This window comes from Sphingobium sp. B10D7B (genome assembly GCF_025961955.1).
GTDB lineage: Bacteria > Pseudomonadota > Alphaproteobacteria > Sphingomonadales > Sphingomonadaceae > Sphingobium.
Genome location: NZ_JAOQOQ010000001.1, coordinates 3,010,367 through 3,023,905, shown reverse-complemented (window position 1 = coordinate 3,023,905; position 13,539 = coordinate 3,010,367). Strand labels below are relative to the sequence as shown.

The 13,539-nt window shown below is 66.7% G+C and carries 12 protein-coding genes; 7 read left to right on the top strand and 5 right to left on the bottom strand.

Annotated features, from left to right (window positions below):
• Positions 1–60 precede the first annotated feature (60 nt).
• From M2331_RS14035 to M2331_RS14025, 3 genes are all read right to left on the bottom strand, one after another.
• Positions 61–783, bottom strand: coding sequence for a DsbA family protein (locus M2331_RS14035; protein ID WP_413716085.1), 723 nt, complete (start codon positions 781–783; stop codon positions 61–63).
• A gap of 92 nt (positions 784–875) precedes the next feature.
• Positions 876–2,300: a M48 family metalloprotease gene (locus M2331_RS14030; RefSeq protein ID WP_181560846.1), complete on the bottom strand. Its 1,425-nt coding sequence runs from the start codon at positions 2,298–2,300 to the stop codon at positions 876–878.
• 89 nt (positions 2,301–2,389) lie between these two features.
• Entirely contained in the window at positions 2,390–5,077 is a 2,688-nt protein-coding gene (locus M2331_RS14025; RefSeq protein WP_181560845.1) for an Rne/Rng family ribonuclease, read from the bottom strand.
• Between the two features lie 512 nt (positions 5,078–5,589).
• Here M2331_RS14025 and M2331_RS14020 point away from each other — a divergent pair.
• The 5 genes from M2331_RS14020 to M2331_RS14000 all read left to right on the top strand — a co-directional run bounded on the left by M2331_RS14020 (position 5,590) and on the right by M2331_RS14000 (position 11,749).
• The gene (locus M2331_RS14020) at positions 5,590–6,495 is read left to right on the top strand and encodes an N-acetylmuramoyl-L-alanine amidase family protein (protein WP_181560844.1); all 906 of its coding nucleotides are present in this window, start codon (positions 5,590–5,592) and stop codon (positions 6,493–6,495) included.
• 71 nt (positions 6,496–6,566) lie between these two features.
• On the top strand, positions 6,567–9,068 hold the full coding sequence (locus M2331_RS14015) for a penicillin-binding protein 1A (RefSeq protein WP_181560843.1): 2,502 nt from the start codon (positions 6,567–6,569) through the stop codon (positions 9,066–9,068).
• A 123-nt stretch (positions 9,069–9,191) separates the two neighbouring features.
• Positions 9,192–9,743 carry a DUF2062 domain-containing protein gene (locus M2331_RS14010; protein WP_264592408.1) on the top strand — a complete coding sequence of 184 codons (552 nt, stop codon included), beginning with the start codon at positions 9,192–9,194 and terminating at the stop codon, positions 9,741–9,743.
• A gap of 120 nt (positions 9,744–9,863) precedes the next feature.
• Positions 9,864–10,991, top strand: a complete 1,128-nt coding sequence (prfB, locus tag M2331_RS14005; RefSeq protein ID WP_181560842.1) for a peptide chain release factor 2 — start codon at positions 9,864–9,866, stop codon at positions 10,989–10,991.
• Positions 10,991–11,749, top strand: coding sequence for a class I SAM-dependent methyltransferase (locus tag M2331_RS14000; protein ID WP_181560841.1), 759 nt, complete (start codon positions 10,991–10,993; stop codon positions 11,747–11,749). Before prfB ends, M2331_RS14000 begins: the two co-directional genes overlap by 1 nt.
• 12 nt (positions 11,750–11,761) lie before the next feature.
• Here M2331_RS14000 and M2331_RS13995 read toward each other — a convergent pair whose 3' ends face one another.
• Positions 11,762–12,433: a helix-turn-helix transcriptional regulator gene (locus M2331_RS13995; protein WP_181560840.1), complete on the bottom strand. Its 672-nt coding sequence runs from the start codon at positions 12,431–12,433 to the stop codon at positions 11,762–11,764.
• Positions 12,434–12,535: 102 nt separating this feature from the next.
• Here M2331_RS13995 and M2331_RS13990 point away from each other — a divergent pair, with 102 nt between their 5' ends.
• A complete protein-coding gene (locus tag M2331_RS13990) occupies positions 12,536–12,721 on the top strand; it encodes a hypothetical protein (protein WP_181561545.1) in 186 nt (61 codons plus the stop codon).
• 50 nt (positions 12,722–12,771) lie between these two features.
• The gene (locus tag M2331_RS13985; protein ID WP_184117280.1) at positions 12,772–13,113 is read left to right on the top strand and encodes a hypothetical protein; all 342 of its coding nucleotides are present in this window, start codon (positions 12,772–12,774) and stop codon (positions 13,111–13,113) included.
• A gap of 21 nt (positions 13,114–13,134) precedes the next feature.
• Here M2331_RS13985 and M2331_RS13980 read toward each other — a convergent pair whose 3' ends face one another.
• Positions 13,135–13,452, bottom strand: coding sequence for a hypothetical protein (locus tag M2331_RS13980; RefSeq protein WP_264592407.1), 318 nt, complete (start codon positions 13,450–13,452; stop codon positions 13,135–13,137).
• Between the last annotated feature and the right edge of the window lie 87 nt (positions 13,453–13,539).

The window sequence follows — 13,539 nt, the reverse complement described above, 5'->3', positions numbered from 1 at the left end:
GGGGCCTCCAATGTCCGGCTGGAACTCTTGAACGGCGCTGACCAGGCCGTCTCCGGTCAATCAGCCTTTGGTGCGCGCCTTGTCCACGGCCGCCTGTAGCGTCTCGGTGCCGACCAGGCCGTTGAACACCTGATCGCCCACCACGAACAAAGGCGTACCCTCGGCGCCGAGGGCCTGGGCGAGGCGGATGTTGCTCATGAACTCATCATCGCCGCTCTTCGCCGCGATGGCCGCCTTCGCCTTGTCGGCATCCAGCCCGGCCGTGCGCGCGGCCTTGAGGATGGCATCCGAGGAGACGCCGCCCGCAGCGTACATCGCCTTGTGAAAGGCCATGAACTTGTTCTCGCTGGCGGCCAGCAGGCTGACCTTCGCCGCATTGGCACTACCATCGGCAATGATCGGCAGTTCGCGATAGACGACGCGCAGATCGGGATTGGCCTTCACCAGTTCCTCGATATGCGGCAGCGCGGCGCGGCAATAGCCGCAGGCATAGTCCATGAACGCAACGAGGGTGACCTTGGGCTGGGCGGCGCCTTCCCATGCGCCCGGATAGGGCGTTTCCAGCGCGGACCTGTTCTGATCGACCGTGCCGGCGGTCTGCTTGGCCTTCAGTCGTTCCATCGCCTGCGGAATGATCTCGGGATGCTCGAGGATATAGTCGCGCACCACCGATTCGATGGCGGCGCGGTCCGCCGTCGGCAGGGCCGGGCTTTGATTGGTCGCCGCATAGGTTACCGCCGCGCCGCCGGCGAGCAGCGCAACGGCCATAGCCGGCATCACCATCCGCCCGCGCTTGCGCTCGCCGGTGCGGGTGCCCAGCGCGGACACGATCACCCCGGCTGCGCGGAACAGCGCGCCCGCGCCTGCCTTGTTCGTCATTTCTTTCGTGTCCTTTCCATGGCGGCGCGGCTGGCCATCGCAATGTCCTGCGCCCGCAGATAATCGGGTGAATTGGGTTGGATGCCGGCCAGTGCCACATCGGCATGGCGCAGGGCGAGCGCGTCCTGCCCTTCCATCGAGTAGCGCTCGGCCGTGGCGAGCGCGGCGCGGGCGGTGTCGCCCTTGCGCTGATAGACGACGCCGAGCGAATACCAGGCGAACGGATTCTGCCGATCCCGCGCAACCGTGTTGCGCAGCACGCGCTCGGCCTCATCGAGATGGCTGTCATCCTCGGTCGCGACGAGGGCATGGCCGAGCATCGCGGCGATCAGCGGCTCGCCATTGGTGCGCTGCACGGCCTCGCGCAGCGGCGGGATGGCATCGGCGGGCTTGCCGGATTCGAGCATGACCTGCCCTTGCAGCTCCAGAAAATAGGGGTCGTGCGGCGCGGCCTTGAGCAGGGTATCGACTTCCGCCAGCGCTTTCTCGGTGAAGGCGCTCTTATGATAGGCATAGGCCCGCGCATAATGGGCGGGCAGGCTCTGGTCCGAGGGCGGATAAAGCTTGAGGGTCTTTTCCGGCTCGCTGACGAAGCCGATCAGCTTGGCGCGCACACGCTGGAAGCGCGCTTCCAAGGCCGGGTCGGTTGGCTTGTTCCAGGCCGGATCATTCTCATACAGCGCCGTCAGGGCCGAGATGCGGTCGCGCGAGAGCGGGTGGGTGCGGACATAGGTGTCCTGCGGCACATACAGCCGATATTCGAGATTCTGCAGCTTCTTGAAGAAGGCGATGCTGCCCTTGCCGCTGATGCCGGCGGCCTTGAGATAGCGCGCGCCGGCGGCGTCCGCGCTCGATTCCTGCGTGCGCGTGAAGGTGAGGAAGCGGCCCATCGCGGCCTGTTGACCGGCCGCCATGATGCCCATGCCGGCCTCGCCCCCGCCCGCTGCCATCGCCGCCGCACCGAGCAGCAGCGAGACGAGCTGGATGCCGGTGGCTTCCCGCGCGCCATCGGCAAAGCGCACGATGTGGCCGCCCTCGATATGGCCGAGCTCGTGGGCCATCACGCCCTGCACCTGATTGAGGTCGTCGGCCTCCGCGATCAGGCCGCTGTGGAACCAGACGATCTGTCCGCCCGCGACGAAGGCGTTGAGGCTGGGATCGTTGATCACCAGCATCTGCACATTGCGCTCATCGAGCCCGGCGGCCCGGATGATCGGGATGGAGGCATCGCGCATCAGCGCTTCGGTTTCGGCATCGCGCAGGACGGACTGGGCCAGGGCGGGCTGCGCGGCGAGCAGGCTGAGCAGCGCAAGAACGGCGAGAAGTCGGCCGATCAGCCAGGGCGCGACAGCCGCCTCACGGGCATGATGGGGTTTGAGTTGGCCGGCAAGCTGCCGGGGAGGGGAGAGCGGCCGATCCATGACCGGCCCCTTAGCCCGGCGAGCCTGAACCCGGCATGACGGATCGGGCGATCCATCATGCCGGTTCTCAGACCGCAGGGCGGTGTGCGTCACGCGCCGAACGTGCGCTGCCACCAGCCGCGACGGGGCGTTTCGCCGCTGTCGCCATCGGCTTGCGCCGACGCATCAGCGTCCGTTGCCGTGTCGGCGGCATCCGCGACCAGCGTCTCGCGCGCCTCGGTAGCTGCTTCGACGGTCTTGGGCTTGCGACGCGCGCGGGGCTTGGGGGCGGCCTTGGGCGCCTCTTCTGCCGCCTCGGTGCTTGCCTCAGCTTCCGGCTGGGCTTCACCCTCGGTCGCGGCGGGCGTTTCCGCAGCCTTGGTCGTCTTGCGACGCGTGCGGCGCTTGGGAGCCGGTGCCTCTTCGGCGGCCTCGGTCGGTGCTTCAGCAGCAGGCGCTTCGGCGGTCGGGGGCTCCGCCAGTTCGGGCGAGACTTCCACCGTCACGGCTTCATCCGTGGCTTCGGCAGCCTTGCGGGTGCGACGACGGCGCTTGGGCGCGGGCGCTTCTTCCGCTTGCTCAGCAGGCTGGGGCGATGCGGGCTCGGCCGTCTCCTGCACTGCCTCGGCGGCGTCGGCCGATTCGACCGGCGCGGCGTCTGCGGCGTCGTCCGCCTCGCCTTCGCGGGCTTCGGCGCCATTGTCTGCACCGTCGCTCTGTCCGCCCCGCCGGCGACGACCACCACGGCGACCACGGCGGCCGCGACGCGGTGCCTCGTCAGACCCTTCGGCCTCGCTCGATTCGGACGGGCCGGCTTCGGCCTGCTCGTCATCACGCTCATCGGCATCGGCCTGCGCGTCGTCATCCTCGTCGGACGCCGCACCATCACTGTCCTGCGGCGACTGGTCGTCGCGGTCACGCCGGCCACGGCGGCCGCGACGGCGGCGCTTGCGCTTGCGTCCCTCGCCACCTTCGTCGTCTGCGCGAGGCTGGCGCTCTTCAGCGACTTCTTCCTCTTCCTCGACGTCCTCGATCTCGTCCTCTTCGTCCTCCACCTCTTCGGTGATGACGGGGGCATAGCTGACCTGCATGGTCGGGCGCGGGCCACTGGCCTCGACCGACATGCGGGCGCCCTCGATCTCGCCATCGGGCAGGATGAGGATGGTCACGCCATAGCGGTTCTCGATTTCATCGAGTTCGCGGCGCTTGTTGTTGAGCACGTAGAAGGCCGCTTCCTGGCTGGCGCGCAGGGTGATCTGGCTGCCACGACCGCGCGCGGCTTCCTCTTCCAGCATGCGCAGGGCCGAGAGGCCGGCCGACGATGCCGTGCGGACGAGACCGGTGCCTTCGCAATGCGGGCAGGGCCGGGTCGAGGCTTCCAGCACGCCGGTGCGCAGGCGCTGGCGGCTCATTTCCATGAGGCCGAAGCCGGAGATGCGGCCGACCTGGATGCGGGCGCGATCGTCCTTGAGCGCCTCCTTCATCGCCTTCTCGACCTTACGGATGTTGGAGTTGTGCTCCATGTCGATGAAGTCGATGACGACGAGGCCGGCCATGTCGCGCAGGCGCAACTGGCGGGCGATCTCGCGCGCAGCTTCCAGATTGGTGGCCGTGGCAGTCTGCTCGATGCTGTGCTCGCGCGTCGAGCGGCCCGAGTTGATATCGATGGAGACCAGGGCCTCGGTCGGGTTGATGACCAGATAGCCGCCGGACTTGAGCTGGACGACCGGATTATACATCGCGGCGAGCTGGTCCTCGACCCCGAAGCGCTGGAACAGCGAGACCGGATCGGCATATTGCTTCACGCGCCGGGCATGGCTCGGCATCAGCAGCTTCATGAAGTCCTTCGCCTGGCGATAGCCTTCATCGCCCTCGACGATCACTTCCTCGATATCGCGGTGATAGATGTCGCGGATGGCGCGCTTGATGAGGTCGCTGTCATTGTGGATCAGCTCCGGCGCGGCGGCCCTGAGCGTGTTTTCGCGAATTTCGTCCCACAGGCGGGCGAGATAGTCGAAGTCGCGCTTGATCTCGGTCTTGGTGCGCGAGAGGCCCGCCGTGCGCACGATGCAGCCCATGGTGTTGGGCAGCTTCATCTCGGCGATGATGGACTTCAACCGCTTGCGATCCGCACCGTTGCTGATCTTGCGCGAGATGCCGCCGCCGTGGCTGGTGTTGGGCATCAGCACGCAATAGCGGCCGGCGAGGCTGAGATAGGTGGTCAGCGCTGCACCCTTGTTGCCGCGCTCTTCCTTCACGATCTGGACGAGCAGCACCTGGCGGCGCTTGATGACGTCCTGAATCTTGTAGCGACGGCGCAGGGCCATGCGCTTGCGGCGCACTTCCTCGGCGGCCTGCTCATTGCCCTTGCCGTTCTGCTTGCGGGCCGGCGCTTCGCCTTCGCTCTCTTCGTCTTCGTCGAGATTGGGGCGCTCGACGACTTCTACGCCATCCTCGCCATGATCATCCTCGTCGTCGACATCGCCGCGCAGGGCGGCTTCTTCGGCGGCGTGCGCGGCTTCTTCAGCCAGAAGCGCCTCACGGTCCTCGCGGGGGATCTGGTAATAATCCGGGTGGATTTCCGAAAAGGCGAGGAAACCGTGGCGATTGCCACCGTAATCGACGAACGCCGCCTGCAGCGAGGGTTCGACTCTGGTAACCTTGGCGAGATAGATATTGCCCTTGAGCTGCTTGTGTTCAGCGCTCTCGAAATCAAACTCCTCGATCCGGTTCCCCGTTACGACCGCGACCCGGGTCTCTTCCCGGTGGCGCGCATCGATCAGCATACGCATTGTCATTAAAGTCTCTCCAGCCGGTCATCGCCATGCGCCGCAAGCGGGGATGGCGACCCGGTGTCATGTAGGGGGGCGCGCTCTTGCGTGTCGTGTCGACACGGCAGCGGCGCTGAAAACCCCGGTTTTCAAAAAAGGATTGCGTGTCTGTCGCCTGGGCATGTCCGCGTCCTGCGGATACCGGCTTGAACAGTGCTCGCGGCTGAAGGCCCGCTTTCGCGCGCTCCAAGCTCATCAAGCCATGCCCCATGCAACATCAACCTGTCGGATCGCCCAGAAGGCGATGATTAACCGGAAAAATCCCCACCGCGCGCCAGTCGGGCACAGCGGGTTGTCCGGGAGAACGAAGCGCTAGCAGGGCTTGCTCCGCAGAGCAACGTGGAAAAGCAGAAGGCCCCGCGCTGCCAGACCAAGCCAGGCTGCTTACCAACGCGGCGGCACCCTGCACGCAAGAGCCTTGCCGGCCGGTTAACTTTTGGCTGGCGCTGGCGCCGCATGGACGGCAAAAGTCGCCTTCCATGGCCCTGTTGACCGCATTTTCTGCTCTTGTGCTGAGCCTTGCCGCGCCGTCGGACGGGGGGCAGGCGCCTGTGGCTTGGGCGCCTGCGTCCGGCGCTGGCGACCTCACAAACCATATGAGCCGCCCGCCCAAGGGGCCGCGCCTTGTCGTGCGCATTCCGGATGCCGCGCCGGCCGTGCCCCTGCCGACCATCGAAGGGCCGAAAGACCCGCGTCGTCCGCTGGTGGTGATCGACGCCGGCCATGGCGGGCACGATCCCGGCGCCTATAATGCCAGCCTCGAGATTCGCGAGAAGGATCTGACGCTGGCCATCGCTCAGGCCGTTCGGGATGAGTTGCTCAAGACCGGGCGCATCCGCGTTGCGCTGACACGGTCGGACGATCGCTTCCTCATCCTGCAGGAGCGCTACAGCATCGCGAGCAAGCTGGGCGCCGGGCTGTTTATTTCGATTCACGCGGACGCCGCGCAAGACGGGGAGGCGCGCGGCGCGACTGTCTACACCCTGTCCGACGTCGCGTCCGACCGCGAGGCGGCGCGGCTGGCGGCGCGCGAGAACCGCACGGATATCATCAATGGCGTGGACCTCTCGGGCGCCAGCACGGCGGTCAGCTCGATCCTGATCGATCTGACGCGGCGGGACACGATGGAATCCTCGGCGCGCTTTGCCGAGATCCTGCATCGCGAGGGACTGCCGCATTTCCGCTTCCGCACGCCCTATCACCGCCAAGCCTCGCTGGTGGTGCTCAAATCGGCCGATACGCCCTCGGTGCTGCTGGAAACCGGCTATGTCAGCAACAATGCCGAGGCCGGATGGATGGCGACGCGCGATGGCCGGTTGCAACTGGCCAAGGGCGTTGCCGCCGCTGTCTCGGTCTATTTCGCGCGGCAATCGGTGCAGCGTTGAATTCCAGATTTGCGCGCACCCTGCCGCAAAATCGGTTCCCTCACGCGGCAGAATTGGTCTAGGTGGCGCGCATGGAAGAAGCGACAAACGAAGCGACGAGCTTCCGGTTGCAGCGGGGCGGGCGTCTTGACGCCGTGCGCGCGCGCCTGCGCGACATGATGAGACGGCGGCGCTGGCGCTGGCTGGCTTATGCGCTGCTGGCCTTCATTGGCGCGATTTTCCTCTTCTGGCTGCTGTTCGCGCGCGATCTGCCCGATGCGCGCACGCTGCTCGATTACCAGCCGCCGCTGCCGACGGTGGTGCGTGATATCGATGGCCAGCCGGTCTACAGCTTCGCGCGCGAACGGCGCGTCCAGCTGCAATATTCCGATTTCCCGCCGATGCTGGTGAATGCCTATCTGGCTGCGGAAGACCGGACGTTCTTCAGTCATCACGGCCTGGATTATCCCGGCCTTGCCCGCGCCGCATTCCAGGGCCTGATGAGCGGGCAGACGCCGCGTGGCACCTCCACGATCACCCAGCAGGTCGCCAAGAACCTGCTGGTCGGCAATGAGGTGAGCTATACGCGCAAGCTCAAGGAAGCGATCCTCGCCTGGCGCATGGAAAGCGTGCTGACCAAGCAGCAGATCCTCGAACTTTACCTCAACCAGATCTTCCTTGGCCGCAACGCTTATGGCGTGCAGGCTGCGGCGCGCGCCTATTTCGACAAGGATGTGGCCGATCTCAAGCTGCATGAGGCGGCGTATCTCGCGATCCTGCCCAAAGGGCCGGCGAACTATCGGCCCGAAGTCCACATGGATCGCGCGCTCGAACGGCGAAACTGGGTGCTGGGCGAGATGCTGCGCAACCGCTTCATCACGCAGGGCCAATATGAGGAAGCGCGGGCGCAGCCGCTCGGCGCGGTGCGGCAGCGCGGCAGCGGCTACAGTGCTGTCGGCGGCTATTATATCGAGGAAATCCGCCGGCGCCTGATCGCCGAGTTTGGCGAAGCTGCCGAGCATGGCCCCAACAGCGTCTATGCAGGCGGCCTGTGGGTGCGTTCGCCGCTCTCGCCTTTCATGCAGGAGCAGGCGGCGCGGGCGCTGCGCGAGGGCCTGCTGCGCTATGATTCGGGCAAGGGCTGGTCCGGGCCGATCGCGAAAATCGACAATCTGGATCGCTGGGAAAGCGAGCTTGCCGCCTCCAATCTCGGCATCGATTATGCGGACTGGACCGTCGCGGTGGTGCTGGACAAGTCCGGCAGCAGCGCCTCGCTCGGCCTGCCCGGTGGGCAGACCGGCACATTGCCGCGCTCCTCGGCCCTGCTCGCCGACCGGCGCAATGGCCGCCCGACCTTCGATTCGCTCAAGCCCGGCGATGTCATCGCGGTGAAGCCCGAGGGCAATGCCTATGCGCTGCGCAACGTTCCGGGCGTCTCCGGCGGCTTCATGATCGAGGGCGTCCACACCGGCCGCGTCTTCGCCATGCAGGGCGGGTTCGATGCGCGCCTGTCTTCCTACAACCGGGTGACGCAGGCGATGCGGCAGCCCGGCTCGACCATCAAGCCGTTCGTTTATGCCGCCGCGCTCGACAATGGCATGACGCCCGCCTCGATCATCGTCGATGGCCCCTTCTGCGTGTGGCAGGGCGCCAATCTCGGGCAGAAGTGCTTCCGCAACTTCTCCGGCGGGGGCGGTGGCGCGCAGACGATGCGCTGGGGTATCGAGCAATCGCGCAACCTGATGACGGTGCGCACGGCCGCGCAGACCGGCATGGACCGCGTCGTCCGCACCATCAAGGCGATGGGCATTGGCGATTACCAGCCCTATCTCGCCTTCGCGCTCGGCGCCGGCGAGACGACCGTCGAGAAGATGGTCAATGCCTATGCGATGCTCGCCAATCACGGCCGCCAGCTCACCCCCAAGGTGATGGATTATGTGCAGGACCGGAACGGCCAGGTGATCTGGCCGCGCAACTGGAAACCCTGCCAGGGCTGCAATGCCGATGACTGGAACGGCAAGGCCATGCCGCGCTTCGCCCATGGCGGGCGGCAAGCGATGAACCCGATGACCGCCTATCAGATGGTGCACATCACCGAAGGCGTGATCCAGCGCGGCACCGCGACCAGCCTGCGCGATCTGGACCGGCCGCTGTTCGGCAAGACCGGCACCACCAACGGCCCGACCAACGTCTGGTTCGTGGGCGGATCGCCGGACATCGTCGCCGGCGTCTATGTCGGCTTCGACCAGCCCCGTAACATGGGCGGCTATGCCCAGGGCGGCACGCTGGCGGCGCCGATCTGGAAGTCGGCCATGGCGCCCATTCTCAAGGATATGCCCAAGACGCCGTTCGTGGCGCCGGCGGGCGTCCGCATGGTGCGGGTCGACCGGCGCAGCGGCAAGCGCGTCTACGGCGGCTGGCCCTCGGACGATCCGCGCACCGCGATCATCTGGGAGGCGTTCAAGCCGGAAACCGAGCCGCGCATTTCCATGCGGCGCGATGAGCTGGAAGAGCGCGCGCGCGAGGACAAGCCGGCCGCGGCCCGCCGCGATGTGAGCCGCGATTTCGCCGGGGAGCAGGGCGGCATCTATTGAGCCGCGGGCCCGGCGACCTATATCGCGTGTCTGGCCCGTTACTTGTCCCGTCCTCGTGCGCCGCGTTCACGCGATGCTCAGCCTTGATGGGTTAGACAGGTCGCCTGTCATGGAGGACCCGTCTTGAAGCGCTGGTTGATCGGCCGCCTGCCGACCCGCGAAAGCCTGCTGTCGAATCGGTGGATGAAGCCGTTCGCGCACCGCATCGCGCACCCGCTGCTCTGGCATTTCAACCGGCGGTCGACAGCACGCGGGGTCGCGCTGGGTCTGTTCGCGGGCTTCCTGATTCCCTTCGGGCAGACGCCAGTTGCGGCCATGCTGGCATTTTCCGCACGGGCCAACATATTGACCGCCGCGTGCGCAACGCTGGTCACCAACCCGTTGACCTTCCCGCCCATTTATTTCGCGGCGTACAAGCTGGGGCATGGCGTGCTGGGCGACCGTCTCTCGGCAAGCGGCGACACGATGATTCGCTCGATCGGCGCGCGCGCGCTGGATGTTGCGGCGCCCACCGCGCTGGGGCTTCTGCTGTTCGCCATTGTGGCATCGATCCTGGGCTTTTGCCTCGTCCACCTCGGCTGGCGCGGCTGGGTGGCCCATCGTTGGCGGCAGCGCAGCCGCGCGCGGCAGGGCGATTCCGCCGCATCCGATCCGCCCGATCAATCGTTGCTCTGAGAGCAACTTTCCGCCCGCTGTGCCAAGGCCGGCCTTCTCGCCCCTTGACCGGGGGGAAGCGGCGTCGCATCGGGCTGCATTCGGCCCACCATCTGGCCACGGACTTGACGGAGATTTCTCATGCGTGCCGAAGCGCAGGCCCATGTCGACCACATTCAGGCAGCGCTGGATTTGCTGCGCCGGTTCCTCGACTGGGATCGCGCGCTGCGCCGCCTGGATGAGCTGAACGCCCGCGTGGAGGATCCGACGCTGTGGGATGATCCCAAGGCGGCGCAGGATGTGATGCGCGAGCGCCAGCGGCTCGACGCAGCCATCAACGCCACCCGCGCCATCGAATCCGAGATGAACGATACCGTCGAGCTGATCGACATGGCGGATGCCGAGGGCGACGAGGAGATGGCCAATGAGGGCATCGCCGGCCTCGCCGCGCTGGCCGAGCGGGCCGACCGCGACAAGGTGACGGCGCTGCTCTCCGGCGAGGCGGACGGCAACGACACCTATCTGGAAATCCACGCCGGCGCCGGCGGCACCGAGAGCCAGGACTGGGCGGAGATGCTGCTGCGCATGTACCAGCGCTGGGCCGAGAAGCGCGGCTACAAGGTCGAGATGATCGAGTATCAGGCGGGCGAACAGGCGGGCATCAAGTCCGCGACGCTGCTGCTCAAGGGCGAGAATGCCTATGGCTATGCCAAGACCGAGAGCGGCGTGCACCGGCTGGTGCGGATCAGCCCCTATGACAGCTCCGCCCGGCGCCACACCTCGTTCAGCTCGGTGTGGGTCTATCCCGTGATCGACGATAATATCGAGATCGAGATCAAGGAAAGCGACCTCAAGATCGATACCTATCGCGCGTCCGGTGCGGGCGGTCAGCACGTCAACACCACCGATTCCGCGGTCCGCATCACCCACGTGCCGTCCGGCATCATCGTGGCGAGCCAGAACGACCGCTCCCAGCACAAGAACCGCGCTACCGCGATGAACATGCTCAAGGCGCGCCTCTATGAGGCGGAGCTGCAGAAGCGCGAGGCGGAAGCCAACACCGACTATCAGGCCAAGACCGAGATCGGCTGGGGCCACCAGATCCGCTCCTATGTGCTGCAGCCCTATCAGCTGGTGAAGGATCTGCGCACCGGCGTCACCTCCACCGCGCCGGATGACGTGCTGGACGGCGCGCTCGATCCGTTCATGGCGGCCGCGCTCAGCCAGAAGGTGACCGGGGAGAAGGTCGACGTCGAGGATGTCGACTGATGCTGCGCGGGCGGGATGCGCGGCGCTCAGCCGCGCTGGTCCTGCTGCTTGGCCCTGCCTTGCTCTCGGGCTGTGATTCGCTCGCGCCGGCGTCCAGTGGCCGACCCGACACGGCCGAAGCCTTCCCCCGCGCCGACCGGCCGGTGGCGCCGATCATCTCGACGCGCTGGTCCACGGAAGAGGCGCGCGACCGGGTCAACGAGGCCGAGGAAATCATGGACCGTGCCGGCATCGCGCCGGGCATGACCGTAGCCGACATCGGCGCGGGTGAGGGATACTACACCGTGCGGCTCGCCACACGCGTGGGGCCGAGGGGCCGCGTGCTCGGGCAGGACATCATCGCCGAGGTGATCGACCAGCTCGGCCAGCGCGTGACCCGCGAGAATCGGGACAATGTCAGCGTCAAGCTCGGCACGCCGGACGATCCGCGCCTGCCGGAGCACAGCTTCGACCGGGTGCTGATGGTGCACATGTATCATGAGATCGCCGAGCCCTACGCCTTTCTCTGGCGGCTCTATCCGGCGCTCAAGCCCGGCGGGCAGGTGGTGGTGGTCGATATCGACCGCCCGACCGAGCATCATGGCACGCCGCCGGCACTGCTGCGCTGCGAGTTCGAGGCGATCGGCTTCCGCTTCGTCGGCATGGAAGGCCGGACGGCGGCGGGCGGCTATCTGGCGCGTTTCGCGCCCGGCGAACGCCGTGTCGAGCCGAGCGAAATCAGGCCATGCCGCTTGGCGCGCCGTGGTCGCCCCGGATAGCCGGCGAGGCGATCAGCCCACCCGGCGCCCGGCCCAGATCACGCGACCGACGATATTGACGAGGGCGGGGTCGACATCCTCCCATGTCGGGTAGAGCGGGTTGTCGCTGCGGATCGAGAAGAGCCCGCGGCGGGGCGTCAGCGCGACGCGCTTGACCATCAGCACATCATCCATGCGTAGCACATAAATGCCATCGCGCAGCCGATCGATGCCGTCGGCCCGATCGACCATGATGTCGTCGCCATCGCTGAGCGTCGGCGCCATCGATTCGCCATCCACGCGGATGATGGAGAGCTGATCGGGCTGGCCGCCCAGGGCTCTGAGCCAGCGCATGTCGAAGGCTAGCGCGCCAGCCGCTGCCTCATCCTCGACCAGCGCGCCGACGCCGGCAGAAGCGCCGAGAGCGAGTCGGGGAACTGCGATGAGACCGCGCGGCAGGGGTGCGCTGTGTCTCATCGGGTTGGGCGTCAGTGCTGAAGAGCCGCCGAGCAGCGCCTCCTCGACGCCAAAGAAGCGGGCGAGCAGCTGGCGATCGGCCTCGTCCAGCTTGCGGGGCGAGCCGCGCTTCACGAACTGCTGAATATAGGCCGGATTGCGACCGAGCAGGCGGGAAATGCTGCCATAGCTTTCCCCACGCTCCTGAATCAGCCGTTCCAGATTGGCTCTCGCATCGACGCTGTCCATTGCGGGACACTACACATAGGAATTTTCCTAGACAAGTAGGAAATAACTTTAGAACCTAGGGGTCTTCCTATTGTCGAGTCCAGTGAGGAGGTTCGGTTGGCGATGACGGTCCTGAGATCCATTGAGTTGTTCCTGCGCCGTACAGGCATGGCGGCAACCCGTTTCGGTCGCGAATGCGTGCGCGATCCCCGTTTCGTGCATGATCTGCGTCGGGGGCGTGAACCCTCCGAACGCACGCGGCGCCGCGTAGAACATTTCATGAACATTTATGAAGAAGGTGCGCAATGAGAGCGCTGTTGAGATCCAGGCCGGCTCGTTTGGCGGCCACGTCCAGCCCCTTGCCTCGCAAGGCTGCCCCGCCCCGCAGCACGCGGCGCGATTGTCACGGCCGTCTGCTGGCTGCCTTGCAGGCGCTGGCCGGTCCGGACTGTGCTGTGGAGGATGGCGGACAGCGCCCCTGGTGCAGCGCGACGTTCGTCGGCGCGCAGCATCGGATCGTGCTGCACCTCGCAGGTCCGGATGCGTGGGACAGGGCGACGGTGCTGACCAAGACGTTGCCGGACGCCGAGTTCGCCCTCGTCCATCATATCGTCGTCGATCTGGCGGTCGATTCCGTGATGGATGGGCAGCATGGCCGGGTGGAGATGGTGCTGGCGGTCCTCACGATTGAGGACTGGTGACTGGCGTGCGGTGCGGCTTTGTCAGTGGCGGGACTGGATGGTCAGTGCGCGCAGGCGGGCGAGCGCCTCGCTCAGCGCGGCCTGCATCGCGGCGGAGTCCTCCTCCGTCGCATCGCTGGCGACGCGGATGGCTGCATCATCGCTTATCGGGCGGGCGCGGGGCCATTGCGCGGCGGCCAGCGCGCTGACCTCCAGATCGCTAAGTGGCGCCGGCATGACCGCGCTGAACGACGCCCATGCGGGCAGCGCGTTGGTCTCGGTGACGAGCATGAGGGCTGGGCGGCGCGGCGTCGGCGCTGTCTCCGCGACATCCGGAGTGGCGGGCAGGTCGTCGTTCATGCGGCGGCGAGGCGCCGGCCTCGGGCTCCATGCGGAGGGTGCAGCCTGACCCTGAACCGATGCCTGCGCGCGACTCGTGCGGTCGAA

Excerpts from the sequence above, each read along its gene's own strand:
- M2331_RS14030 (WP_181560846.1), bottom strand. The coding sequence starts at position 2,300 with ATGGATCGGCCGCTCTCCCCTCCCCGGCAGCTTGCCGGCCAACTCAAA.
- M2331_RS13995 (WP_181560840.1), bottom strand. The coding sequence starts at position 12,433 with ATGGACAGCGTCGATGCGAGAGCCAATCTGGAACGGCTGATTCAGGAG.
- M2331_RS14025 (WP_181560845.1), bottom strand. The coding sequence starts at position 5,077 with ATGACAATGCGTATGCTGATCGATGCGCGCCACCGGGAAGAGACCCGG.
- M2331_RS14000 (WP_181560841.1), top strand. The coding sequence starts at position 10,991 with ATGCTGCGCGGGCGGGATGCGCGGCGCTCAGCCGCGCTGGTCCTGCTG.
- M2331_RS14015 (WP_181560843.1), top strand. The coding sequence starts at position 6,567 with ATGGAAGAAGCGACAAACGAAGCGACGAGCTTCCGGTTGCAGCGGGGC.
- M2331_RS13980 (WP_264592407.1), bottom strand. The coding sequence starts at position 13,452 with ATGAACGACGACCTGCCCGCCACTCCGGATGTCGCGGAGACAGCGCCG.
- prfB (WP_181560842.1), top strand. The coding sequence starts at position 9,864 with ATGCGTGCCGAAGCGCAGGCCCATGTCGACCACATTCAGGCAGCGCTG.
- M2331_RS13990 (WP_181561545.1), top strand. The coding sequence starts at position 12,536 with ATGACGGTCCTGAGATCCATTGAGTTGTTCCTGCGCCGTACAGGCATG.
- M2331_RS14035 (WP_413716085.1), bottom strand. The coding sequence starts at position 783 with ATGGTGATGCCGGCTATGGCCGTTGCGCTGCTCGCCGGCGGCGCGGCG.
- M2331_RS14020 (WP_181560844.1), top strand. The coding sequence starts at position 5,590 with ATGGCCCTGTTGACCGCATTTTCTGCTCTTGTGCTGAGCCTTGCCGCG.